This is a genomic window from Sphingobacterium sp. MYb388 (genome assembly GCF_037479535.1).
Classification (GTDB): domain Bacteria; phylum Bacteroidota; class Bacteroidia; order Sphingobacteriales; family Sphingobacteriaceae; genus Sphingobacterium; species Sphingobacterium anhuiense.
In genome coordinates, this window is record NZ_JBBGYV010000003.1 from 605,499 (window position 1) to 630,518 (window position 25,020).

At 34.9% G+C, this 25,020-nt stretch carries 19 protein-coding genes and 1 riboswitch; of the genes, 14 read left to right on the forward strand and 5 right to left on the reverse strand.

Annotation, left to right across the window (positions count from 1 at the left end; genetic code table 11):
• Position 1 precedes the first annotated feature (1 nt).
• Entirely contained in the window at positions 2-784 is a 783-nt protein-coding gene (dapF, locus tag WH188_RS12965; protein ID WP_132769343.1) for a diaminopimelate epimerase, read from the reverse strand.
• Between the two features lie 243 nt (positions 785-1,027).
• Between dapF and WH188_RS12970 the strand changes: the two genes are divergently transcribed.
• The 5 genes from WH188_RS12970 to WH188_RS12990 all read left to right on the forward strand — a co-directional run bounded on the left by WH188_RS12970 (position 1,028) and on the right by WH188_RS12990 (position 5,191).
• The gene (locus WH188_RS12970; RefSeq protein ID WP_132769341.1) at positions 1,028-2,575 is read left to right on the forward strand and encodes a Do family serine endopeptidase; all 1,548 of its coding nucleotides are present in this window, start codon (positions 1,028-1,030) and stop codon (positions 2,573-2,575) included.
• Between the two features lie 105 nt (positions 2,576-2,680).
• A complete protein-coding gene (locus WH188_RS12975; protein WP_132769339.1) occupies positions 2,681-3,115 on the forward strand; it encodes a low molecular weight protein-tyrosine-phosphatase in 435 nt (144 codons plus the stop codon).
• Between the two features lie 183 nt (positions 3,116-3,298).
• Positions 3,299-3,646: a hypothetical protein gene (locus tag WH188_RS12980; RefSeq protein ID WP_021188004.1), complete on the forward strand. Its 348-nt coding sequence runs from the start codon at positions 3,299-3,301 to the stop codon at positions 3,644-3,646.
• Between the two features lie 9 nt (positions 3,647-3,655).
• Positions 3,656-4,408, forward strand: a complete 753-nt coding sequence (locus WH188_RS12985) for a peptidylprolyl isomerase (protein ID WP_132769337.1) — start codon at positions 3,656-3,658, stop codon at positions 4,406-4,408.
• Positions 4,409-4,426: 18 nt separating this feature from the next.
• A complete protein-coding gene (locus WH188_RS12990) occupies positions 4,427-5,191 on the forward strand; it encodes an exodeoxyribonuclease III (RefSeq protein WP_132769335.1) in 765 nt (254 codons plus the stop codon).
• 121 nt (positions 5,192-5,312) lie between these two features.
• Here the strand turns inward: WH188_RS12990 and WH188_RS12995 are convergent, their stop codons facing one another.
• Positions 5,313-6,374, reverse strand: a complete 1,062-nt coding sequence (locus tag WH188_RS12995) for an Mrp/NBP35 family ATP-binding protein (RefSeq protein ID WP_021189414.1) — start codon at positions 6,372-6,374, stop codon at positions 5,313-5,315.
• Between the two features lie 141 nt (positions 6,375-6,515).
• Here WH188_RS12995 and WH188_RS13000 point away from each other — a divergent pair, with 141 nt between their 5' ends.
• Complete coding sequence (locus tag WH188_RS13000; protein ID WP_132769333.1) at positions 6,516-8,588, forward strand: transglycosylase domain-containing protein; 2,073 nt, start codon at positions 6,516-6,518, stop codon at positions 8,586-8,588.
• A complete protein-coding gene (hpt, locus tag WH188_RS13005) occupies positions 8,589-9,128 on the forward strand; it encodes a hypoxanthine phosphoribosyltransferase (protein ID WP_021189412.1) in 540 nt (179 codons plus the stop codon).
• On the opposite strand, the gene WH188_RS13010 is transcribed toward hpt, so the two are convergent.
• A complete protein-coding gene (locus tag WH188_RS13010; protein ID WP_132769331.1) occupies positions 9,125-9,685 on the reverse strand; it encodes a DNA-3-methyladenine glycosylase I in 561 nt (186 codons plus the stop codon). The two genes, hpt and WH188_RS13010, sit on opposite strands and share 4 nt — an antisense overlap.
• A gap of 110 nt (positions 9,686-9,795) precedes the next feature.
• On the opposite strand from WH188_RS13010, the gene WH188_RS13015 reads away from it, so the two are divergent.
• From WH188_RS13015 to WH188_RS13025, 3 genes are all read left to right on the forward strand, one after another.
• Entirely contained in the window at positions 9,796-10,749 is a 954-nt protein-coding gene (locus WH188_RS13015; protein WP_165905861.1) for a DUF4271 domain-containing protein, read from the forward strand.
• Positions 10,750-10,761: 12 nt separating this feature from the next.
• A complete protein-coding gene (locus WH188_RS13020; RefSeq protein ID WP_021189409.1) occupies positions 10,762-11,532 on the forward strand; it encodes a uroporphyrinogen-III synthase in 771 nt (256 codons plus the stop codon).
• Positions 11,533-11,815: 283 nt separating this feature from the next.
• The gene (locus tag WH188_RS13025) at positions 11,816-12,682 is read left to right on the forward strand and encodes a cupin-like domain-containing protein (RefSeq protein WP_132769327.1); all 867 of its coding nucleotides are present in this window, start codon (positions 11,816-11,818) and stop codon (positions 12,680-12,682) included.
• A gap of 68 nt (positions 12,683-12,750) precedes the next feature.
• On the opposite strand, the gene WH188_RS13030 is transcribed toward WH188_RS13025, so the two are convergent.
• Both WH188_RS13030 and WH188_RS13035 read right to left on the reverse strand, forming a co-directional pair.
• Positions 12,751-15,627 (reverse strand): PD-(D/E)XK nuclease family protein, encoded by a 2,877-nt coding sequence (locus WH188_RS13030; RefSeq protein ID WP_132769325.1) that lies wholly within the window; start codon positions 15,625-15,627, stop codon positions 12,751-12,753.
• 3 nt (positions 15,628-15,630) lie between these two features.
• Positions 15,631-19,002: a UvrD-helicase domain-containing protein gene (locus WH188_RS13035; RefSeq protein WP_132769323.1), complete on the reverse strand. Its 3,372-nt coding sequence runs from the start codon at positions 19,000-19,002 to the stop codon at positions 15,631-15,633.
• A 348-nt stretch (positions 19,003-19,350) separates the two neighbouring features.
• Here WH188_RS13035 and WH188_RS13040 point away from each other — a divergent pair, with 348 nt between their 5' ends.
• The 4 genes from WH188_RS13040 to WH188_RS13055 all read left to right on the forward strand — a co-directional run bounded on the left by WH188_RS13040 (position 19,351) and on the right by WH188_RS13055 (position 25,003).
• Complete coding sequence (locus WH188_RS13040; RefSeq protein ID WP_021189406.1) at positions 19,351-19,872, forward strand: 30S ribosomal protein S16; 522 nt, start codon at positions 19,351-19,353, stop codon at positions 19,870-19,872.
• 133 nt (positions 19,873-20,005) lie between these two features.
• Positions 20,006-20,533, forward strand: coding sequence for a ribosome maturation factor RimM (rimM, locus tag WH188_RS13045; RefSeq protein ID WP_132769321.1), 528 nt, complete (start codon positions 20,006-20,008; stop codon positions 20,531-20,533).
• Between the two features lie 166 nt (positions 20,534-20,699).
• A riboswitch (SAM riboswitch) is annotated at positions 20,700-20,805 on the forward strand.
• 60 nt (positions 20,806-20,865) lie between these two features.
• A complete protein-coding gene (gene metF / locus WH188_RS13050; protein WP_132769319.1) occupies positions 20,866-21,822 on the forward strand; it encodes a methylenetetrahydrofolate reductase [NAD(P)H] in 957 nt (318 codons plus the stop codon).
• A gap of 166 nt (positions 21,823-21,988) precedes the next feature.
• Complete coding sequence (locus WH188_RS13055; protein WP_132769317.1) at positions 21,989-25,003, forward strand: protein O-mannosyl-transferase family; 3,015 nt, start codon at positions 21,989-21,991, stop codon at positions 25,001-25,003.
• The last annotated feature ends 17 nt before the right edge of the window (positions 25,004-25,020 follow it).

The window sequence follows — 25,020 nt, forward strand, 5'->3', positions numbered from 1 at the left end:
ATTAAATCATTCCTTCGAAAACAAATGTGGCAGGGCCCTTCAGGTAAACTTCTGTAAAGGAAGTTCCGTCTTTAAGAAAGGAAATATACAATTGACCTCCTAATACACGGATAGGTATTGTTATTTGTCCATTTAGATTTTCGTGAAGAGCTATAGTCATCGCTGCTGCAGTTGCTCCGGTGCCACAAGCAAATGTTTCATCTTCAACACCTCGTTCAAATGTACGTAAGAAATATCCGGAGTCGCCTTCTTTTTCGATAAAATTGACGTTGATACCCTCTGTTTTGTAGATCTCATTGTTTCGAATCTCATAACCTGCCTTGAAAACATCTAAATCAACCAGATTATGCATAAACTTAATATAGTGAGGGGAGCCTGTATTGATCACGTATGCCTCTCCATCACGGCTTATTTCTTGAACATCAATCATCTGCAGGTCAATCAAATTATTTTCTAAATTGGCATGATGACTTCCGTCTACTGCCAAAAAGTCAGTTTTGTCAGATATTAATTTGAGATCTCTAGCAAATGCAACAATACACCGGCCCCCATTGCCACACATAGTTCCTTCTCGTCCATCCGAATTGTAATAAATCATCTCAAAATCAAAGTTTTCTTTTTCTTGCAATAACATCAGGCCATCTGCACCGATACCAAATCTTCGGTCACAAAGCTTTTGTATCAAACCCTCATTCTTACTGTCGAAATGAAGCTTTCTATTATCAATTAGAATAAAATCATTGCCGGCGCCTTGGTATTTTGAAAATTTAATTTTTGATTCCATTTGAGTGATTGTATCTAGCAAAATTAACTTTTCTGTTACAGATAACATAGGGAAAGTTAAGTTTTGTTAAAATAGTCTTTCATAGGCTTTAATTAACATTTTTTAACGTGTCTAATTTGCAGAGAATATTGAAATGGTACTAGATTTGAAAAGTATCTGTTATATTTATGTAGAATAAATTTTCGGGATAAATATCAATTTGAAGTATATCATATTTAATAAAAAATTTAGAAGCTATAGTTTATGAACAAAGTAAGTTTAACTTTATTAACAGCAGTCTTCGGTGGAGCCGTAGCCCTTGGGGGTTATAAGCTTTTTGAAAATAAAAAGTTTGAAGGAATGTCTATCGAGGACAAACAGAAAGTATATTTTGCGAACAATCCAACTGGAGTGATGTCCTCAACAGGAAATCCTGATTTTACACAAGCTGCTGCTATTGTGTCTCCGGGGGTAGTTCATATTAAAACAACATATACGAGACAAGCGCCTCAAGGTGGTGGATCGGGTTCTCCTTTCGACATGTTTGAAGAGTTTTTTGGAACACCGCAGGGCCGTGGTCGTCAACAGAGACAGGCACAACCTGTCCAAGCGTCAGGTTCTGGAGTAATAATAACAGAGGATGGTTATATTGTAACAAATAATCACGTTGTGGAGGACGCCGATAAGATTGAGGTTGTCTTGACAGATAAACGTTCCTTTGAAGCAAAAGTAATAGGTCGCGATCCAAATACGGATTTGGCCCTTCTTAAAGTGACGGGTAAAGGTTTGCCTGTCGTGAAGCTAGGGAATTCGGATAATGTCAATATCGGAGAATGGGTTTTAGCGGTAGGATATCCACTGGGATTACAGTCTACAGTAACTGCAGGTATAGTGAGTGCTAAAGGTCGTCAGATTGGGATCTTAGGTGAAAGTCAACAACAACCAAGAGGATATGGAAATCAGGACCAACCTCCTGTGAATTCTTCAATTGAGTCTTTTATCCAGACAGATGCCGTTATTAATAGAGGTAATAGCGGGGGAGCATTGGTTAATGCACAGGGTGAGTTAATCGGTATTAATTCAGCAATAGCATCACCAACAGGGGTTTATGCTGGATATGGTTTTGCAATACCAGTTAATTTAGTTAAAAAAATTGTTGACGATTTTATTGAGTTTGGAAATGTTAAGCGTGGATACATTGGTATTACCTTTACTGAAATTACACCAGAGTTAGCGAAAGAAAAAGGATTTACAGATGTGAATGGTCTGTATGTTCAAGATATCGTTAAAGGTGGAGCTGCTGAAGCTGCAGGAATTCAGAAAGCAGATTTGATTACGAAAATTAATGGTAAAGTGATTACTTCTTCGCCAGTTCTACAAGAAACAATCGGTAGATTACGTCCTGGAGATAAAGTTAAATTAACGTTTAAGCGCGATGGAAAAGAGAAAGAGGTGACGGTAACTTTAAAAGGCGAAGAAATTAATAAAGCTGCAGCTGGTGATAAATCAAGTAAAAGTGCTACCGAAATTTATAATAAGTTAGGTGCTAGCTTCATGCCTGCTTCTAGTGAGAAGAAAAAAGAATTAGGAATTAACTCAGGTGTTGTAGTGACGCAAATAAATAAAGGTGGTGTATTTGAATACTTTGGAGTAGAAAGAGGATTAGTGATAACAGAGGTGAATGGGGTTCCAGTTAATAATGTTGATGAAATTGAAGCGGCATTAGGTAAAACAAAACGTAATATTGTAAGCTTAAAAGGAGTTCCTGAGCGTGGAAGTACTGTTATTATTAATGTTCCTATTGAATATTAATTAGATTTTAGGTTGGTTATGGAAAGGTGGTTTCGGAATCGAAATCACCTTTTTTTAGTTTATATATACCACTTATAATAGCAATATTATCATTATTTTTAAGGCATGAAAATTTTAATGGTTTGTTTAGGAAATATTTGTCGCTCACCATTGGCACATGGTATTCTGAGCCATATGGCAAAGGAAGAAGGTTTAGATTGGACAATTGAATCTGCTGGAACAGGAGACTGGCATATTGGTCAAAGCCCAGACCGTAGATCTATCGCTGTGGCTAAAAAATATGCAGTAGATATTTCACAACAAAAGGCAATGCATTTTAATCCTAGTTTATTTGAAATCTATGATCATATTTTGGTAATGGATCACCAAAATTATAAGGATGTCGTTGCACAGGCATCAACAAAAGAAGAAAAAGATAAAGTTGCTTTATTTTTAGTTAATGATATTGTTCCCGATCCCTATTTTGATGAAAGCTTATTTGAACCTGTTTATAAGATGATCGAAGCTCGTTGTAAAGAATTAATCAAAGCGTGGAAGTAATAATATGAAATGTCTAGAACCCCATATTTTCAGGAGATAGGTACATCTTGCTAATCTCGCGCTGAGATCTACTTGAGGTAAAATTGATAATCTGAATGTACTATGTTTCATATTCACATTTATATATTAGTATATAAATTACAATTTATCTAAGTTTGTCTTTATATCTAAGATTGTCTTTATATGAATGCATCAGAAGTAAATAAGAAATGGGTGATTTTGCAACATGAGATTGCACAGTCATTTGATATGGATCTACCAGATTTAAAAGTGTTTTTATTTCTGATAGGTGTCCAGGAATTAGGGAAAGGACCGCAGACTTTTTCAAAAAGAGAAAAAGAAGAGTTGATGCATATAGCTAATTGCCGCCTTTTTAGTGCAATGGGCTTTTATGAGCTTAAGGGGTTGGACGAACAAGGATGGCCACATTGGGAATTGATTAAGCCTATTCCTAATTATACATTGCTTGAACAAGAGTTGATCATAAAATCATTGATCATTGATTATTTTCAAGAGCTAAATGTAATTTAATAAAACGTAATGAAAAGAATTGTTTTAAGTTTATTTTTTTGTGCTTTATCGATCGTAGTATTTGCTGCAAAGCCTGCGTTTAAATATGTACGTATTCAAACAGATAAAGGAGTAGTTGTTTTAAAATTGTATAATGAAACACCTAAGCATCGGGATAATTTTATCAAATTGGTGAAAGAAAACTATTTCGACAGTTTATTGTTTCATCGTGTTATACAGAATTTTATGATTCAAGGTGGAGATCCTGATTCAAAAAATGCCAAATCAGGACAACTGTTAGGTGATGGTGGTCCAAGTTATACAATTCCTTCAGAAATACAATCGGGATTATTTCATAAAAAAGGTGCTCTTGGTGCCGCACGTGACGATAATCCGGCAAAAGCTTCCTCTGCGTCACAGTTTTACATCGTACAGGGCAAGAAATTTACGAATGCAGGTCTGGATAGTTTAGAAACTTTACGAATGAAAGGCGTAAAATTTACTGAAGCACAACGCACAACTTATACAACCGTGGGTGGTACTCCGCATTTGGATGGAAATTATACGGTATTCGGAGAGCTGGTCAATGGAACGGAAGTTATCGACGCGATTGCCGCTGTAAAAACGGATAAAAATGATCGTCCTTTAACAGATGAGCGTATGTATGTTAAATTATTAACGAAAAGAGAAGCAATTAATTTGGAACGTGAATTAAAGGGTTTAAAACCTCAGAACGGTTTCTTTACAAAGATTGCAGATTTATTTTCTTCTCAAAATTATTAAGCTTCAAAAAAGATTACTGTGAAAATAGTTACTTATAACGTCAATGGTTTACGAGCGGCCATAAAAAAAGATTGGTTAGGTTGGGTAAAGGAAGTAAATGCAGATGTTATATGTTTGCAGGAGATAAAAGCGACTCCCGATCAAATTCCTGAAATAGCATTGCTGGAACAGCTCGGTTATGAACATTATTGGTATCCTGCTCAGAAAAAAGGATATAGTGGTACCGCTATATTTACTAGAATAACACCAAAACATGTTGAGTATGGATGTGGACATGAGGATTATGACTTTGAGGGACGAATTATTCGTGCAGATTTTGATGATTTGTCCATCATGAGTACTTATTTTCCTTCAGGCACCACGGGAGATATCCGACAAGATTTTAAGTATCGGTTTCTTGCAGATTTTCAGGATTATTCGAATCAGTTACTACAGGAAAAGCCTAATTTAATTGTATGTGGTGATTATAATATCTGTCACCGTCCGATTGATATTCACAATCCGAAATCAAATGCTAACTCTTCAGGTTTTTTACCAGAGGAAAGGGAGTGGATGGAAAATTTTATAAACTCAGGGTATATTGACTCTTTCCGTCACTTAAATCCAGATCCGCATCACTACAGCTGGTGGAGTTATCGTGCAGGAGCACGTGCTAGAAATTTAGGTTGGCGTATTGACTATAATATGGTATCAAATGCTTTAGCAGATCGAATCGAATCGGCTACAATATTAAATCAGGCGGTACATTCTGATCACTGTCCAGTTGTCCTTAACTTAAAATAATACTATGTCGAAGCAGTAGCTTCCATATTTAATGATGGAATAAGTTTATCGTCATTTACAACACAAAAGAAAAGGCCCTAATTCTTTATTAGGGCCTTTTCTTTTTATACGATATAAGTTGCTATCTAACAGCTTGTATAATAGACAACTGTTGTGCTACTTTTTCAGCGATTGCTATAAATGCTTTGGTTGTTGGATCTTCTTCATCAATAGCGATTGGAAAACCGTTATCTCCGGCATCAGAAATCCCCTTTAATAAAGGAATCTCCCCTAAGAAAGGTATTTTGTATTCTTCTGCTAGCCTTGTTCCTCCACCTTTACCAAATATGTAATATTTGTTTTCAGGTAATTCTGCTGGTGTGAAGTACGCCATGTTCTCCACGATACCCAGCAATGGGATATTGATAGAGTCCATTAGAAACATTCCCATACCTTTAATAGCATCAGCTAGTGCTACATGCTGTGGTGTCGTTACAATGACTGCACCTGCAATAGGATAGTTTTGGGCAACAGTGATATGGATATCTCCGGTTCCTGGTGGCATATCGATCACTAAATAATCTAAATCACCCCAATCAGTGTCATTCAATAATTGTTTGATAGCCGATGTTGCCATTGGACCTCTCCATGGAATAGGCTGATTTGGATCTGTGAAAAATCCGATCGATAACAATTTGATACCAAACTTTTCTATAGGCTGTATTTTAACAGTACCATCTTCATGTTGTACAGATTGAGGTTTTTCACCTTCTAAGCCAAACATAATTGGAAGGGAAGGGCCATAGATATCGGCATCTAAAAGTCCTGTTTTTGCACCTTTAGCATGTAATGATAAGGCTAGGTTTGCAGCAACAGTCGATTTACCCACACCACCTTTTCCCGAAGAAACAAGGATGATGTTTTTAATTCCTAAAAGTTGATTTCCTTCTTTACCTAATACACGTGAGGTCATGTGAACATCTACTGCAATATTCTTGTCAATAAAATGCGCAATAGCATTGCGACAAGCATGTTCTATATGATCCTTAAGTGGGCATGCTGGAGTTGTTAAAACAACTTCGAAAGATACTTTTTGATCTTCAATCACAATATTCTGAATCATATTGAGCGTAACCAAATCTTTTTTCAAATCTGGCTCTTCGACATATGATAATGCTTCTAGTACTTGTTCTTTGGTTATCATCTGATATATGGATGCATGTATATTAAACTACAAATTTACTGAATGATAAATTAAAACTTGTCATAAAGATGTTTTTAATGATATTAAGATTTAATTTTTACATTTGAGTATTCAAAATCGAGTGTGATACGTTGTTATAATATGTCCAATAATCTTAAGACCCTTCTTCGCTCCAAGAAAATGCGAATCTTGTACATTGTATTAGGAGTTATTTCTATATTTATAGTAGCAGGAGGTGTATTCGCATATCAAAAAAGAGACGGTATCTTGTTGTCTGCAATCAACAAGGCAAAAGAAAAACTTGCGACCAAGTATGACTTGGACCTTAAAATCCAATATTATTCTTTTAAAGGCCTATCAGCTGTTCAGTTTCAGAATATTATTTTGCAACCTAAAGGTAAAGAGCAATTGGCCCATATTCAGGATCTGACTGTATCTATTCGAATATTTCCATTACTATTCGGTGATGTCAAATTAGGTCAGATCTTAATGAACAATAGTGCGGTCACTTTGATTAAGAAAGATTCGACAAGTAATTACGATTTCCTATTCAAGAAAAAAAATAGAGATAGCACAGCTAATGATAAAGCTGAAACTAATTTTGCAGAACTGGCCGATCGTATGCTAAAGAGCGTATTCTTTAAAATTCCAAAGGATATGGATTTACAGAATTTCGAAATATCCTATCAGGATGATAGCACTTCACAGCGTATCTCAATTCCTGAGGCAGAAATCTCAGGTGGAGATCTTAAAACAAAATTCCTGTTGAATGATCATGAAGCTGTCTGGAATCTAGAGGGCACAGTCAATCCTGATGGGAAGGAAATGTATCTCCGGTTGTTTTCTGATGCAAAAGATGTAGAGCTACCATTGTTACGACGAAAATTTGGTTTAAGAGCAAGTTTTGATGCGTTGACATTTCGTTTAAATAAGGTCGATCGTAAAAATAAAGAGTTATTGTCGCTATCTGGTGAATGGGGGTTTGAGAATTTGAAATTGAATCATTGGCGTATTTCAGATAAAGATGTTCTTTTTCCTGAAGGTTTAATGAGTGGTATTCTTAATATTGGAAAAACATCTGTTGAAATTGATAAGGAAAGTAAGGTTAAGGTTAAAGAGTTTGAATTTAGTCCTTATGTAAAATATGTGCATAAACCTGATAAACAATTAGAACTGGCCATTCATACCGATCGAATTGAGGCTCAAAAGTTTTTTGATGCCATACCTCAAGGGTTATTTCATTCTTTAGAAGGTATACGTGTTTCCGGACATATGCAATATGATTTAAATTTTGCATTGAACTTTAAGAAACCGAATGAAGTGATCTTTACATCTAAAATGGATGATAAAGATTTAAAAATAGAAAAATGGGGTAATGCTAATATTCAAGAATTAAATACAGCATTTACCTACATTGCCTATGAGAAAGGAGAGCCCATGAGAACGATAGTACTTGGCCCTCAGAATAAAGATTTTACACCTTTAGATCAGATTTCAAGGTATATGCAGATATCCTTAATCAATACGGAAGATCCATTCTTTTTTTCTCATAACGGTTTTCAAGAAGAGGCTTTTCGTTTATCAATTGCTACAAATTTAAAGGAGAAAAAATTTAAACGTGGAGCAAGCACAATTTCGATGCAACTTGTGAAAAACGTGTTTTTGAACCGTAATAAAACGGTAGTAAGAAAGGTAGAAGAGATTATTTTAGTCTGGTTGATGGAGTCTTCTAAACAAGTCAGTAAGAAACGACTTTATGAAGTGTATTTGAATGTCATAGAGTGGGGGAATAATGTTTATGGTATTACAGAAGCATCTCGTTATTACTTTGGTAAAAAACCTGCAGATTTAAATTTAGGTGAAAGTATCTTTTTGTCTAGTATTGTACCTCGACCTAAGACGGGTTTATATTCTTTTGACTGGACAGGCCATCTGAAGTCAAATATGATCCGCTATTTTAATACCTATGGCAACATCATGGTTAAGACAAAGCAGATTGGAGTAGACTCTACGGTGTCTAATTATGGTTTTTATCAAGTCGAGTTGGTGCCACATCTTCGATCGGCAAGACCTGCATTTTTTGATTCAGTACAAACAGATACATTGGATCTAGAAGAGGGAGAAGATAATTTTCTAAACTTAGATGAGACAACGGAAGCCCACAAGCGATCTCTTTTTGATAAATTATTAGGGCGAAATAAAGAAGAAAAATAAATGAAACAGATACAGATAGATGAATTGCACTTTGAATTGATGATTGATGAAAATCAGATTCAAAAACGGATACGTTTGATTGGCGTTGATATTAATCATCGTTATGAAGATAAAAATCCAGTATTTATTGGTGTCTTAAATGGCTGTTTCATGTTTATGAGCGACCTTTTGAAGCAGGTTGTAATTCCTTGTGAAATGTCTTTTGTAAAACTATCTTCTTATCAGGGTACCAACCAGGGGGAAATGAGTGAGCTTATAGGTTTGGGTATAGATCTTAAAGGAAGGGATGTTATTATTGTAGAGGATATAGTAGAGTCAGGTAATTCATTAAAGCATACCATAGCCTCCATCGAAAAGCAGTCACCATCCAGTGTAGTGGTATGTACGCTATTGTTAAAGCCTGAATGTTTACAAAATGATTTTGAAAACATTCAGTATGTAGGCTTTGAGATTGAAAAAGAGTTTGTTGTTGGCTACGGTATGGATTACAATGGTTTGGGACGAAATATCCCACATATTTATAAAAATATTGTTATTTAGTTTCTGAAAGTACAAGAATTAAGGTGATCGTTGACCATCCCTACAGCTTGCATATAGGCATAGCAAATGGTAGATCCAAAAAACTTAACACCTCTTTTTTTTAGATCTTTAGAAATTAAATCAGATTCTAAGGACGTAACTGCGGTGTCCTTTTGTGTTAGGATGTTGTTTTCAATCCGCTCCCGATTGGGCATAAATTGATAGAGATATTCATAGAAGCTACCAAACTCCTCTTGAATTTTGATAAAAATTTGGGCGTTTGTTATTGATGTTTCAATTTTCCGACGATGGCGGACAACTCCCGTATTTGTTAAAATGTGCTCTACATCTTCAGGAGTGAACTTTGCCACAGCTTGTACATCAAAATCTGCGAATGCCTCCTTGTATTGGGGCCTTCTTTTCAATATGGTAATCCAGCTTAATCCAGCTTGCGCAGATTCCAAAATCATAAATTCAAAAAGGGTTTTGTCATCCTTAACCTGTTTACCCCATTCCAAATCATGATACTCCATATACAGCGGGTCGTTCCCGCACCATAAACATCTTGTTGTTGACATCTGTTCGTTTTTAATTTTGGTTGAAGTTAAGAAAAGCGTTTGTAATGTTTTTTTTCTAAGCCAATTTTTATCATAACTTTACAACTCTAAAGAGTTTCAAAGCGATGCAGGTGAAGTTAAGCTACATTATTCAGTTTATTTTTTTCATTTTTTTATCTTTTGCCCATAATGCAAAAGGACAGGAGACTGTTGATTCGATAAGCAAGATTTCCATTGATTCTGTAACGATCTCAGATACTTTGGCTGTGAAACAAGTTCCAAAAGGACAGGAATTGCTCCATCCATCTTTAATACGGCCCTATCATATCGTAGAAATTGTTGGCGATGAAATTATTCTTCATAATTTGAACTCATATGCTGTTACACAATATTTTAAAACAAGTGATCTAAAAGGTAAAGATAAAGTACATGTTGGCATATTAAAATATGAACGGAAAAGGTGGGTATTATTTACAAGTCTATTTCTTTTTTTAGCATTTGCAATAGTTCGGTTTTTCTTCTCTTCAGATGTAAAATTAATTGTATCTGCATATTTTAATGAACGAATTATTGTACAAGTAAGTAAAGAAGATACCATATTAACCTCTTGGCCGTTTATCTTTTTATACCTACTGTTTTCTTTAGCACTAAGCTTATTTGTCTGTATATTTTATGCATACATCCTACAACGATTTAACTTCTTATCTTTTACCAATTATTTAAAAATATCAGCGATCATAGCAATAATATTTGCTTTAAAAATAGGATTTATAAGGTTTATAGCGTTTGTTTTTGAAATACAGCGATTAGTGAAAGAATATGTTACAATCTTATATTTAATTTACTTTAATTCATTGTTATTTTTACTGCCAGTAGTGCTTGTAGTAAGTCTTGTACCTTTAGAATATCTGTCTTATATCTTCAGTTTCACGGTAATCATCGGTATACTGCTGTTTTCTTATCGTTTTTTACGGACAGCGCTAAATGTTGTCTCTCAACAGCAGTTTTCAGTTTTTTATTTAATTTTGTATCTTTGTTGCCTAGAAATAGCACCTATTTTAATATTGGTGCGACTACTAAGCTAATTAAATGATAATATGCAAACTTCCGACGTAGAAAGAGCGAAAAAGGTAAAAAGTATATTGGTAACCTTGCCAAAGCCTGAAAATGATAAGTCACCATATGCTGCATTAGCACTGAAGTATAATTTAAAACTTGATTTTAGAGGTTTCATCCACGTAGAGGGTGTTCCAGCACGTGATGTAAGAAAAGATAAAGTTAATCTTGCTGATTTTACGGCTGTTATTTTTACAAGCAGAAATGCTGTAGATCATTTCTTTAGAGTCTGTGAAGAAATGCGTTTTGAAGTGTCTTCTGAGTTGAAATATTTCTGTATTTCTGAAACGATAGCTTTGTACCTTCAAAAGTATATTCAGTATCGTAAGCGTAAAATTTTCTTTGGAAAGCAAACAGCTAAAGATTTAGAAGACGTTCTTAAGAAGCATAAAGACGAAAATTTCTTATTTCCTTGTTCAGATGTCGCAAATGAAGAGACAAGTAAGTGGTTGAAAGAAAATGGCTATAAATTTACACCTGCTGTTCTTTTTAAAACAGTGGTAAGTGATTTATCTGATCTGAAGGATGTTTTTTATGATGTCATCGTATTCTTTAGTCCTTCTAGTGTGCAATCTCTGTATGAGAATTTTCCAGATTTTAAACAAAATCAAACCAGAATTGCTGCATTTGGTGGAAGCACACAACAAGCATTACTTGAGCATGGCTTAGTTTTAGATATTCCTGCACCAACACCTAAGGCACCTAGTATGACAATGGCGGTTGAGGAATATATAAAAATGGTAAATAAATAAAAATATCATTATCTCAATTTGAGATGATGATCGAAATAAGGCTTAAGACGAAGTTTGATTGAATACTGAAAAGTTATTTGTAATTCTCTATATGTTTTTATTCAGTAATATTAAGATGATAATATAAAATTAAATGACAAGTGTCATTTAGTTATTTAGAATATTTCTACTAACTTGTGAGCTAAATTAGTACTTTAGCAGGAGTGATTGTTTTTAATCATGGCATAAGTTTAAGTAGAAATATTTTTTTTAAGTTTGTAGTAGTTGTAAAAACAGATAGCTTGTGAAATTAAAACCAGTTGATAGTATCTCAGGAATAACTCCAAAAGAATTTGTAAAAGATTACTTAAAAAAAGGTCAGCCTGTAATTATTAAAGACTTTATAAGTAAGGATAGTGCATGTTGGGATAAATGGAGTTACGATTATTTCAAGGAAATTGCAGGTCAAGAGCAAGTAGATGTGTATGGGCGTGAAGAAAATTCTCAAAATCATGCTGCAAGTCCTCCTGTTGGGAAAATGACTTTGGCAGAATACTTAGATAAAATAAGTGCAGAACCTACCGAGCTACGGTTGTTCCTTTTTAATCTGCTGAAGATTAGACCAGAACTAAAAAAGGATGTTATTTATAACGATGTGACCGGTGGTAAAGTGATTCAATGGTTACCTTACTTATTTTTTGGTGGAGAAGGGTCGTCAACAAGAAATCACTTTGATATTGATATGTCACATGTGTTTATTTCCCAGTTTCAAGGATCTAAGCGGATCTGGTTATTTCCAAATGATCAATCTGATTTATTGTACAAATTACCCTATAATTTTCATAGTATAGCCAATCCTAAATACAGTACTGAAGCTGAATATCCTGGATTACAATTTATAAAAGGCTATGAAGCGGTTATAAATCCTGGAGATACGTTATATATGCCGGCAGGGTGGTGGCATTATATCCAATATGATACGGAAGGTTATTCCATCTCAGTTCGGGCTTTAGCAAATACATTCTCTGAAAAATTAATTGGTGCCCGCAATTTGTTCATCACCCGTTATTTTGATGATGCTATGCGTAGGATCTTTAAAAAGAAATGGTTGGATTATAAGATAGAAATGGCAATAAAACGAGCGCAAAAAGCGATTAAAAAATTAAAATAGTATATTTTAATTGATAAAAAGAGCTCCATCCGACACAAAAGGGTGGAGCTCTTTTTATGATATTGCATTTATTCTTCGTCTTCTTCGTCGATAGCGTTTTTGTAAAATAAAGTATAAGGATCCGAATCGTATATTTTTGCTTTTGGATCATGTCTAAAAGGAATTTCTGGATTGAAGATCTCTTCCAAAGTAGCTTTTAGAAAGGAAATAAATTCTTTTTTCACTTCTGCAAGATATACTGTTTCTAACACTTCTGATTTGGCGTAAAATAAAGTTCCTTCTTCCCTCATTTTTCGAGCAACATACAGATTAGGTTCTATTCCGATACGTCCTGTTACCTGCTCATAGACATACGTATAAAATAAAGTTTGCACCAATGCTTTATTCTCCGTGTTTTTGATAAACACTTTATCCAATGACTTAAAATTGACTTCGTCCGCGCCTGTTTTATAATCAACAATACGTATTTTGACTGTTTTATCTTTTAATAGCACTTCGTCCACGCGGTCAATAATACCGTATATACGTACATTTTCCTCTTTCCCTTCAACCTCGATAGGTAAATCCATGATATAGTCTTCATCATTTTCCAATTCAATGATTTTGATGCCAATAAAGTGATCGATGTCATGTTGAACCAGTAATCTGACATATTCAGAAGAAATCTTATGCATGATCCGCTGAAGACTATTTAGCGAATTTAGTCCCGTGCCTTCCAATTGATATAATTCAATTATTTCGGCAATAATTAAAGCATCTACTGTCTGTAATGATTGCTCTAATTTTCCTATAGGTACAAATTTTGCTGCACCTTTGAATGGTAGATAGACTTTTTCCATCACGTTGTGAATAACAGTACCCAAATTGTTCATTTCAAATTCTTGCGAGATACTGGGAGGTTCTTTAATCTCAGCTACATATTTCAAGAAAAATTGTAGGGGAGATTGTAAATAAGTCGTGAGCGCGGTTGCAGAAATTTTTTTCTTATTAGTAATGAAATCCGAGCGCAATTTATCCCAAATTTTTCCTTTTTTGTCAATGATAACTTCATCTTGATCAGGTAAAAAGGTAATATTTTGCTGTTGATTATGTTTTAAAAAATTGAACTTGCTTTCAAACTCCAGCTGTTTGATAAAGCGGCTTTCCTCTCCAGATGAACTGTCGCTAACAATACCATTATAGAGCAGATGGATCTCGGTACTGTATTGAAAATGACGATAGAACAAATATGCGGAAAGCGCGTCCTGGTTCTCCAGAATTGGTAATCCATAAGCCTGTCTTAGTGAATTGGGGATGAATGTTGGAGAGCTAGATGTTTTAGGCAATATACCCTCATTTGCACCTAAAACATAAACGTGGTCAAAATTGAGACAACGACTTTCTAAAAGCCCCATGATCTGCAGTCCTTCAAGTGGATTACCCTCGATTGCCGAATTGATATTTGCAATTGCTTTACTGATTAGTCCAAATTGAAATGGTAGGCTTAGCGGTTGAAGCGATTCTAGGCCTAAATTAAGCTGGTTTAAAGTCTTTCTTACTTCAATCAATAAGTTGCTGTCAATCTGTTTTATTCGATCTTCCTGTGCTAGATTTTGCAGTAGATTATCAATGATATGAATCAATATAGCAATTGCTTCCTCTATCCTTACAATGGGGTGGAAGAAGTGTGCTAAACTTGAACTTTTGAAGGAAAGCTCTTTGATTTCTACTTCGAAAAGTTGTTTATCTGATATAAGCTTTTGAATGTCCAACTTTTCCTCTTTAGACACATTGGTCAATGGGTGATTGATAAATGTCTCAATCAGTGTGTATGGAATTTTATTTTTTTTCTGATGTGTGATGAGGTGTTGTACCTCCATCCACAATTCTATAATGCCGTAGATGGGAGATTGAGTCAAAGGAAAACCGGTGGTAATATTAGGTTTCACATCTGGAAGACTTTGTAATAGCGATACTAGTAAAGATTCATCTGCCAATAAGATAGCAGAAGATTTGCCTTCCTTTTCATTATTTACTAAAATATCATGCAATAATTTGGTTTGCGATACATTTCCGGTTGCGGAATAAAGGTTTACATCTGAATAGCGATTGCCAATAACATTTGAACTTTCACCTAATGCATTTTTCAATCCGCTTTCAAATATGTTACGACGAATAAATAATCCTGCCTCTTGTTGTTTGTCATCTAAATAGTAAGCATCTGCATCAAAATAGAATAATGCCAAACCTGCATCTTGCCACTTTTTGAATAAAGTAGCTTCTGCTTTGCTCAAAGCATTGAATCCGACAAAAATGATTTGTTTATACTGTTGGTGGAATGTTTGGTTTTTTGCTTTTCCATCCACAATATCACGGTAGATGGTCGGCATATTTGTCATTTTTTTAACTTTTAATTCTTCTTTAAACGACCGATATAGCACCGGAAGACGTCGCCATAACTTTAAAAATCGTTCTTGTACAGCAGTATGACCTGCTATGGAAAATGATTGCCAAAATTGACGGATAAAATCCTGCTGTTCTGCAGTGAAATGTTGAAACTGTAAATCAATTTGGGTATTGTCAAACAATTCCATAAAGATTTCGTCTATGTCAACAAGATCATAATCCAGCTGTGAAAAATCACTCAATATGGTTTCTGCTATTGGGTAAAACTCTTCTAAGGTCTCCGCTTCATGACCTTCCTTGGCGAGGAGTTCATTGTGTAAATGATAGAGAATAAAAAATTGTGCAATAGGTGTAGCCTCAGACAAGTTAGTGGACAGACGAAAAAATTCTTGAATGGTAAAAAATTGTGGTGACCAAATTGCTTGACCATATACCTCAGCTAGATGTTGTTTGAGGTACGTAATCGGTCTCTTATTATTGAATATTATAGCAGTTTCGTGTAGATCTTCTCCAAAACGATTTTTCAAATCGATAGCGACGTCTTTTAAAAATGGATTCATTTCTTAGTTTTTTGCTTGTATGATAACCTCTACTAAATCATTTGACTTGGCGTAAAATAAAAATCCTTTCACATTTTTATACCCCAATTCTTCCAAAGTTTTGACATATTGTTTGACTTGCTTCTGATGTGACAGCGCTTCGCTCTGTGTAAATTTAAAGTCTAATACGATTGTCTCTTCTTCACTTGTGAAAACTTTATCAGGACGTAATGTTTCTCCTTTAGCAGTAATAATAGCCGATTCATTCCAAATTTTGAAATTCCCAGTTAACCATTTATTAATCTGTTGGTGTTGCCAAATTTGGTTGACTTCATGTAAAATCGCTGACTTTTCTGAAGGTGTAAATATTCCTTCAGAAATATATTGATTTATAATACCATCAATTTCGTCTTCAGAAGTTATGATCGACATAATTTCGTGAGCCATTACACCATATTGGGACGCTTTATCCAATAGCAGGATACTGGTGATAGTGCGTTGTGATGATTTATCAAAGGCTTTATCCAATTCTTTTGAAATCGGGTATTGCTGTAAGGCAATTTTGCCAACTTCAATCTTAGTGCTTTTTTCTCTACGAATAACATGGTCGATATGCAATTCGTTGTCGGTAAGTGTAAAGGCTCCATTATTGCTGTCAAGCACTTGATAAACAATATCACTGATTAAATCATTTTTTACATCCATTCCCATTATCTCTCCCGTTTTTTTGTCAACGATTTGCTTAAAAGCAGGAGCCGATATATAAAGATGTTCTATTGCTCGGGTTGTCGCCACATAAAATGTATTCAGGGCATCCATATAATTGAAAACCATCTCTTCATAATATTTTTGATAGAGTGTTGATTGCCCTAAAGAAGAGGTATATTTTATGGGCGCCTTTCCAATAATTTCAAGAGCTGTACCTTCCGTATCTATCCAGAAGTTTCCGTTGGTCATACCATCTAGTGTCCAACTGCAGAAAGGAATCATAACGACATCGTAAGCTAAACCTTTAGATTTATGTACAGTGGTTACCTCAATGGCATCCACTTTGCCCGAAGAAGGAAGTACCGCCTTCACCCCATCTTCATCCCAAAAGGTTAAGAACTGGTTAATTCCGCGTTCCCCATTTGCAGAAAAATTAGCGATCATATCTTTGAATGCAAGAATATAAGGCAAATGTGGGTTGTGTAATGAGGTTAAACTATAAACTTCTATAAGTTTTTCAACGAGGTGAACTAAGGGTAATTTTTGCCAATTTTCCCAATTTTCAATCAGATCCTTAGGGAGGTCCTCATTTAAATTAAGAACATCATTTTCCTTAAATTTCAACCAGACTTCGGCATTGAAATTTTGCTCTTTTTGAATAATATGATAAAGATGTGTGATTTTAGCTTTATATAAAATGTGCTTATCCGTATTAAAAACAAATGCTTTTAATGTTTCGATCAACAGCTGAATACCTTCGTTAGCCTCTAATGCCAGTGCGTCTCCAGAGATAACTTCAAAATGTAACTGTTTTTCATTTCTATAATTCATTAATTCGTGGATAATCAATCGCGCCTGTTTATTCGATCGTACAAGGATTCCGATTTGATTAGCTTGGTATCTGCCCGAAGTAATCCATTCTTCAATCTGTTCACATAAGGAAGATACAGTAAGATTTTCAACTTGTGAGTTTCTTCTCACGTTATTTTCTACATCAAAATATTTGATGGTAATAGAACCCTTTTGTGATTCATCTAAGACCTTTGCTTCTGGAACCTTTTGTGACGCACCATCGTAGGCTTTATTAATCATGTGGTCATATCCCATTTCCTGCCACCATGTTTGTCCTTCCGTAGTAAGATTAGTAGCAATATGTTCATTAAGTAACTGTTGGATATGATCAGGTACTGTCTCAAATAGGTAATTATTGAAATGAATAATATTTGGAAGACTTCTATAGTTTACATCCAGCGAGCCATTCTCAACAAGTTCCTGTAATTCCTGCTCGTTTGAAATATGAAAGGCATCTGCTACTTGTTTTTCAGCCTGTTCCAATAGTATTCGCCAATCTCCATTTCTCCAACGGTAGATACTTTGTTTAACATCACCAACGATTAAATGCTCGGATAATTCTCCCGATGCATTCCCAAGGGCATTAATCAATAAAGGACTGTAATTTTTCCACTGAATGCGGGAAGTGTCCTGAAACTCATCGAACAAGAAATACTGATAGCGATTTCCAATCTTTTCCCAAATAAAAGTAGGATCTCCATGTTGATCTAGCCCAAGCTTATTCAATTGGATCTGCGCATCGGAAATTAATTGTGCATTATTTTCCTTTCGCCATTGCGCTAACAAATCACTCATTTCTTTTAAAAGACGGAGGTAGTAGAAATTCTTTTGGAATGCCTCATATGTGATATAAGTACTTAATTTATCCTGTAATATTTTGAAATTTTTTAAGATAGGTAAAAGTGCCTGCTGTAGTCCGTAATTAACTTCTTTTTTGCCATCTAAAAATGCATCTTCCTTATCTAGGAGCTCTACATATTTACCAATGATCTCCTGTAGTTTAGAAGTACTTTGTTTGAATACGTTGTTCTTTGAATTAGAAAGCGAGTAAATCGGATTTCTACTTTTTCCTTTTAAGTCAGCAGAATCCATATTTAATGCCTTAAAAGTATTTGCAAAACTTTTTATTTCCTCATGAACTGCTTCTAGGAATATTTTTGTAAAGTTTTCAATTTCTTTATTTAAGGTATTGAACACTTTATCCGAATCTTGCGATAGGAGGTGTTTGTCAAACTCTTTAAAGTTTTCAGAAAATATCTCATTCGCTAGATTGGTTAATTCACGACGATAGTTCCAGTTTTCATTATTTAAAATTTTCTTTTCCGCATATTCAATAATCCATTCCAATAAATCAGGGCGTTGATCCAGAAGTTGATTTAACATGACAGTAAGGTCCTGCCGCACCTTACTTGTATTCATTTCAATCTTGTAAGCAGCATCTAAATTGAGTTCGTAAGTAAAGCTTCGAATCACTTTTTGCGAAAAACCATCAATGGTACTGATGGTAAAATGGCTATAATCATGTAAGATTTTACGATAAACACGATGTGCTTTTTCTTGAATTGAAGTCGTACTCCAATATGGAAATTGGGTCAACAATAAACGTCTATAATCATCGATTTTTCGGCTTTTGTCACCTTGTGCTAATCCTTTTAGAACAGATAAGATCCTTTCCTTCATCTCAGCGGTCGCCTTATTAGTAAAAGTGACGGCCAATATTTCACGATAACTGTTTTCTTTTGAAAGTAATAAAGTCAGGTAATGGACAGTTAAGCTGAATGTTTTGCCTGAACCAGCTGAGGCTTTTAATATTTTTAATGGCGCTATCGATGACATGAATTCAATTTGATTTGGAAGGATGAAAATACGCTTATTAATTTGAATAGACAAAATTGCTAATGCGTACGGAACCTTTAGAAATAAGGCAAAATTACAAATTAATTCCCTATATAAATTTGTATCATCCAGATGGCATCTATGATTTGTTTCGTTGTAAGACTAAGACGGTGTGCATGAAATAATTTGGCCATAATGGTATATAATGACGCTTATTTGTCATCTTTCTTATTCTGTGGAAGTTGACTTCTATTTTTAGTTTTTAACTTCCAATAATCCTTTGTATCTTTGCGTCCCCTCTTGCATGTAGCACGGGGGATATGTTGAATACATAAATAACACAAAAACATGGCAACTAAAATCAGATTGCAAAGACATGGTAAAAAAGGACGTCCTTTTTACCACCTAGTAGTAGCAGATGCACGTGCTCCACGTGATGGTAAATTCATCGAACGTATTGGTTCTTACAACCCGAACACAAATCCAGCGACTATCGTTTTGGATTTTGACAAAGCTTTGGATTGGATGAATAATGGTGCACAACCTACTGACACAGCTCGTACTATCCTTTCGGATAAAGGTGTTTTATACAAAAAACACTTATTAGGCGGTGTTAAAAAAGGTGCATTTGATGAAGCAGCTGCTGAAGCTAAATTTGTAGCTTGGACTGAAGCTAATGATGCAAGAACTGCTGGTAAAAAAGACGGTTTAGCAACTACTAAAGCTGAAGCTAAGAAAATTGCATTAGCTGCTGAAGCTAAGAAAAAAGAAGAAAAAGCTGCTGCTATTGCCGCTAAAAATGCGCCAGTTGTAGAAGAAACTCCTGCTGAAGAAACTGAAGCTCCTGCTGCAGAAGAAACTGAAGGTTAATTTTTCTTTCATACAGTATCAAGAAAGCCGGTTCAATTTTGATCCGGCTTTTTTTTAAGAATGTAGTTGCTATACCTACGAAGTACTGTATTTATATATTTATATTTTTAAATTTGCACTTTCAAATTAGAACATGACCATAGAAGAAAGTTTTTACATCGGTTATATTAGCAAAACACGTGGATTAAAAGGTGAGCTTCAGCTTTTTTTTGAATTTGAAGATTATCAAGATTTAGACTTTGATGTTTTATTTGCTGAAGTGAATAAAAAATTAGTGCCTTACTTTGTCGACAATATCAAATACCAATCAAATAGTACAGCCTATTTAAATTTAGAAGACGTCGATCATATTGATAAAGCACAACCTTTAGTGCGTAAGAAAATATACCTTCCAAATGATAAAATGCCAGAGCGTGATCCTGATGATTTTAGATATACGGATTTAATTGGATACTTGGTGATTGATGAAGTTCATGGAGAATTAGGAGAGATTAAACATGTACAGGAAATGCCTCAGCAATTTATAGCAACAGTAGACTTTAATGGAAAAGAATTGATGTTCCCATTAAATGACGATCTTATGCTAGGAATTGATTCAGAGGATAAAGTTTTAGAGGTTGATTTACCAGATGGATTGGTTGAGCTATATAAGGAGATTTAAAGTCTTCACGATATACAGATTAATAAAAAGGAGTTACTGTAGTTATATGCAGTAACTCTTTTTTATTTAAAGAAATCCATTTTAATAAACGTTTTATTGGGGCATTTTTTTAGGCATGACCTTAATATTATTTTGATTATAAATTTCTATTGCCGATATTAGCCGATGCTTATAGAGAAAGGCCGAGGGAATAGACCCAATGAAGCCTTAGCAACCTGTTATTTTATAAGGTGCTACATTCTACCCCAACTCAGAGCTGGGAAAGATAAGTTGAAACAAGTCCACTTGTGCATTTCGATGTAAGCCAACCAAAATCACTTTAAAAAATATTAATGAAAATCGTTGATCATATCAGTAATGCCAAAGGAAAAACTTTGTTTTCTTTTGAACTGTTGCCACCAGCTAAGGGGCAAGGTATCCAAAGTATTTTTAAAACAATGGATGCACTTATGGAATTCAAGCCTCCCTTTATCGATGTGACTTATCATAGAGAAGACTACATGTATAAGAAGCACGAGAGCGGTTTATTAGAACGTGTGGCTTATCGTAAACGTCCAGGGACTGTTGCAATTTGTGCCGCTATTATGAATAAGTATAAAGTGGATGCTGTACCACATCTTATCTGTGGTGGTTTCACAAAAGAGGAAACTGAAAATGCTTTGATAGATTTGAACTTCTTGGGTATTGACAATGTGCTCGTATTGAGAGGTGATGCAAGAAAAGGCGATCCTGATTTCATACCAACAGAAGGTGGTCATGCATTTGCAACAGATCTTTTACAGCAGGTTGCCGATATGAACCAAGGACAGTACTTACATGAGGATATTGCGATTTCAGAAAAGACCAACTTTTGTATTGGCGTTGCAGGATATCCTGAAAAACACTTCGAAGCGCCAAATTTTAATACCGATTTTAAATGGTTAAAAAAGAAGGTTGAGATGGGGGCTGAGTTTATTGTTACACAAATGTTCTTTAATGTTGAAAAATATAAAGAGTTTGTCAATAAGTGCAGGGAAAATGATATTCATATTCCAATTATACCAGGTTTAAAACCATTGACAACAAAAAAACAACTGATTACGCTTCCGAAAATTTTTCATTTGGATATTCCAGAGGAATTGAGTGAAGCAGTATCCGGATGTAAAAATAATGCAGACGTGAGACAAGTCGGAGAAGAGTGGTTGGTACAACAATGTAAAGAATTAATTGACTTTGGTGCGCCAGTTTTACATTTTTATACCATGAGTAATCCTGGACCGACTAAAAGTATTGTAGAAAAGTTATTCTAAGACTTATATCGTATAAAAAAGCCTGCTATCACATTATAGCAGGCTTTTTTATGCGTTTCGATTTTTGTTAAAAAAAGTTAATCACCCTCAAATGAAATCTCTTTTTATTATATTTAATTGAAAATTAATTTGATTTATCAAATAATCAATTAAACCTGAATCATTCATGGATTATAAGAAAGTAAACAACGTGTTAGGTTGGCTATGTGCCATCATAGCAACATCCGTTTTCATTATCACAGCAGAGCGAACAACAAGTTGGTGGGATACTGGTGAATTTATTGCATCAGCATATAAACTTCAGATTGTTCATCAGCCTGGAGCACCTTTGTTTCTAATGTTGCAGAATATATTTTCAAATTTTGCTTTAGGAAATTTAGCTCAGATTGCATTTTGGATGAATGTGGGTTCTGCTATATGCAGTGGTTTGACAGTTATGTTTTTGTTTTGGACCATAACAGCATTAGCAAGAAAAATTATCCAATCTGATCATCAATCCAATGATAAAAATCATCTGATTAAAATAATGGGAGCAGGCATGGTGGGAGCTTTAGCTTACAGTTTCTCCGATACATTCTGGTATTCAGCAGTAGAATCTGAAGTTTATGCGATGTCATCCTTATGTACAGCAGTCGTATTCTGGGCAATTCTAAAATGGGAAGCCCGTGCAAATAAACCGCATGCAGATCGTTGGCTTATTGTCATCGCTTATATTATTGGACTTTCAATAGGAGTTCATTTATTGAATCTATTAGTTATTCCAGCGATAGCACTTATTATTTATTTTAAGAAAACTGATCGTACAACGTTTTGGGGAATTAGTAAAGCATTGTTTATTGGACTAGGAATATTGGCCATTATTCTGTGGGGAATAATCCAGTACCTTATTAAATTTGCTGCCAAGTTTGATTTGTTTTTTGTCAATACACTTGGATTAGGATTTGGCTCGGGCATATTCGTTTTTATCATAATGATCTTATCGGCATTAGTTTATGGCATATATTACTCCATAAGAAAAGGAAAAGTTATTTTGAATACAGCGATTTTGGCAACTTGTTTTATTTTATTAGGATATAGCTCTTTCACTATGGTATTGCTAAGGGCTAATGCTAACCCTTCCTTAAATAATAATGATCCTGAAAACGTATTTTCTTTCTTGGGTTATTTAAGTAGAGAACAGTATGAATCAGAGCCACTCATAAAAGGGCAATATTTTGATGCAAATCCCATAGGTATCAATGAACGTATTGATTATAGAAAAGACAACCACCAGTATACTTCAATAAAAAGAGCCGCAAGTTATCAATTTGATAGAGAAACCATTTTCCCAAGGATTTACAGTCAAAAACCCTATCATCAATATTTTTATAAAGGTTATTTAGGTATTGAAGAAGGAAGAAAAGCAAATTTTGCTGACAACTTGAAATTCTTCTTTAACTATCAAGTGGGGCATATGTATGCACGTTATTTCCTGTGGAACTTTGTTGGAAGGCAAAATGATCAGCAGGGACACGGTTCTTTAACAGAAGGAAATTGGTTATCAGGGATTAAGGCTATCGACAATTTACATGTAGGTGGACAATCTAAATTATCGGATGAAATGATCCATAATCCATCTCGGAATACCTATTTTTTCCTTCCGCTAATAATTGGATTCGCAGGTGCACTATGGCATTTTAAACGTAACAAGAAAGATGCAACTGTTGTTAGTCTCTTATTTATGTTTACAGGATTGGCCATCGTTATCTATTTAAATCAATCTCCTTTGCAACCACGTGAACGTGATTATGCTTATGCAGGATCATTTTATGCTTTCGCAATCTGGATTGGATTAGGTGTATTTGCTATTTCTGAATTTTTTAAAAAATATATTAATGAAAGAAATGCAAATCTGCTTGCTACATCATTATGTCTCATAGCTGGCCCATTGATTCTTATTAGTCAAAATTGGGATGATCATAATCGATCGGAGAAATCGTTAGCTCGGGATATGGCGAAAAATTATTTAGAAACCTGTGCTCCCAATGCGATCCTGTTTACTTACGGTGATCATGATACTTTTCCGCTATGGTATTTACAAGAAGTAGAAGGTGTTCGGCGGGATGTTAGAATAGTGGTGATCAGTTATTTGACTTCTGACTGGTATTTCCGCCAGGTGAAAAATGGTACCTATCAGGCCGCAGGATTGCCGATCACGATACCGAATGAAAAGGTGGCAAAAGGCCTTCGAGAATCTTTGCCTTACCATGATCTGAATTTAGCAGGATCTACAGATATAAACTTGTTGTTGGATTTTTTATTATCAGATAGTAATGATAACAAACTTCAAATGAGAGACGGACAATATGAAAACTTTCTGCCAACAAAAAGCTTGAAGCTTGCCGTGAATAAGGAAGATGTCATTAGAAATAAAGTCGTACCTCAAGAATGGGAAAGTGAGATCCCAAAACAAATGGAGTGGACTTTTGGTAATGATTACGTCACCCGCGCAGATCTAGGCTTGATGTCTGTTCTTGTGAATAATAATTGGAAAAGACCAATTTATTTTTCAGGAATGGTACCCGCTGAAAGTTTGATGGGATTGGATAAATACATGGTTAATGAAGGGTTTGCCAAACGGTTGATGCCTATAGAAGCAAAGCTTGAAAAAGGGGAGTCTCTAATTAATGTCGATAAATTATATAAAAATATTGTTGATAAATACGCTTGGGGAAACATACATCAAGCAACTTACCTTGATACGGATTCCTTCCGTTTTGCAGGTATGTATGCAGAGGAGATTTTCGGGAAAGCAGCGCGAACCCTATTGGCAAAAGGGGAGACCGAAAAAGCAAGACAAGTGGCAGTAAAAGCATTTAATGAATTACCCCAAAGACTATATAGCATGTCTGATGTGACGAGTTATGGGGATGTTATTGATACGCTTTATAAAACTGGAGAAATAAAATTTGCAAACCAGCTGGTTGATCGTAATATGAAATTTTTAACAGAGCATATGGATTATTATCAACAACTAGCTATTGACAAACCTGAAAACGGGTTGGAAGTTCAAAATATAAGGATGGCTCTTGACTCGGTCGATCTATATGAACGTATACTTTCTAATACAAAAGAAAAGGACCGATATGCATATATTGCTGAGCTGAGCAATAAATATAAAAAGATGTATCTATCAGAATGATATATTAAAAAAAGGGA

Excerpts from the sequence above, each read along its gene's own strand:
- WH188_RS12970 (WP_132769341.1), top strand. The coding sequence starts at position 1,028 with ATGAACAAAGTAAGTTTAACTTTATTAACAGCAGTCTTCGGTGGAGCC.
- WH188_RS12995 (WP_021189414.1), bottom strand. The coding sequence starts at position 6,374 with ATGATAACCAAAGAACAAGTACTAGAAGCATTATCATATGTCGAAGAG.
- WH188_RS13000 (WP_132769333.1), top strand. The coding sequence starts at position 6,516 with ATGTCCAATAATCTTAAGACCCTTCTTCGCTCCAAGAAAATGCGAATC.
- WH188_RS13035 (WP_132769323.1), bottom strand. The coding sequence starts at position 19,002 with ATGTCATCGATAGCGCCATTAAAAATATTAAAAGCCTCAGCTGGTTCA.
- WH188_RS13020 (WP_021189409.1), top strand. The coding sequence starts at position 10,762 with ATGCAAACTTCCGACGTAGAAAGAGCGAAAAAGGTAAAAAGTATATTG.
- WH188_RS13040 (WP_021189406.1), top strand. The coding sequence starts at position 19,351 with ATGGCAACTAAAATCAGATTGCAAAGACATGGTAAAAAAGGACGTCCT.
- metF (WP_132769319.1), top strand. The coding sequence starts at position 20,866 with ATGAAAATCGTTGATCATATCAGTAATGCCAAAGGAAAAACTTTGTTT.
- dapF (WP_132769343.1), bottom strand. The coding sequence starts at position 784 with ATGGAATCAAAAATTAAATTTTCAAAATACCAAGGCGCCGGCAATGAT.
- hpt (WP_021189412.1), top strand. The coding sequence starts at position 8,589 with ATGAAACAGATACAGATAGATGAATTGCACTTTGAATTGATGATTGAT.
- WH188_RS13055 (WP_132769317.1), top strand. The coding sequence starts at position 21,989 with ATGGATTATAAGAAAGTAAACAACGTGTTAGGTTGGCTATGTGCCATC.
- WH188_RS12975 (WP_132769339.1), top strand. The coding sequence starts at position 2,681 with ATGAAAATTTTAATGGTTTGTTTAGGAAATATTTGTCGCTCACCATTG.
- WH188_RS13010 (WP_132769331.1), bottom strand. The coding sequence starts at position 9,685 with ATGTCAACAACAAGATGTTTATGGTGCGGGAACGACCCGCTGTATATG.
- WH188_RS12985 (WP_132769337.1), top strand. The coding sequence starts at position 3,656 with ATGAAAAGAATTGTTTTAAGTTTATTTTTTTGTGCTTTATCGATCGTA.
- WH188_RS13030 (WP_132769325.1), bottom strand. The coding sequence starts at position 15,627 with ATGAATCCATTTTTAAAAGACGTCGCTATCGATTTGAAAAATCGTTTT.
- rimM (WP_132769321.1), top strand. The coding sequence starts at position 20,006 with ATGACCATAGAAGAAAGTTTTTACATCGGTTATATTAGCAAAACACGT.
- WH188_RS12980 (WP_021188004.1), top strand. The coding sequence starts at position 3,299 with ATGAATGCATCAGAAGTAAATAAGAAATGGGTGATTTTGCAACATGAG.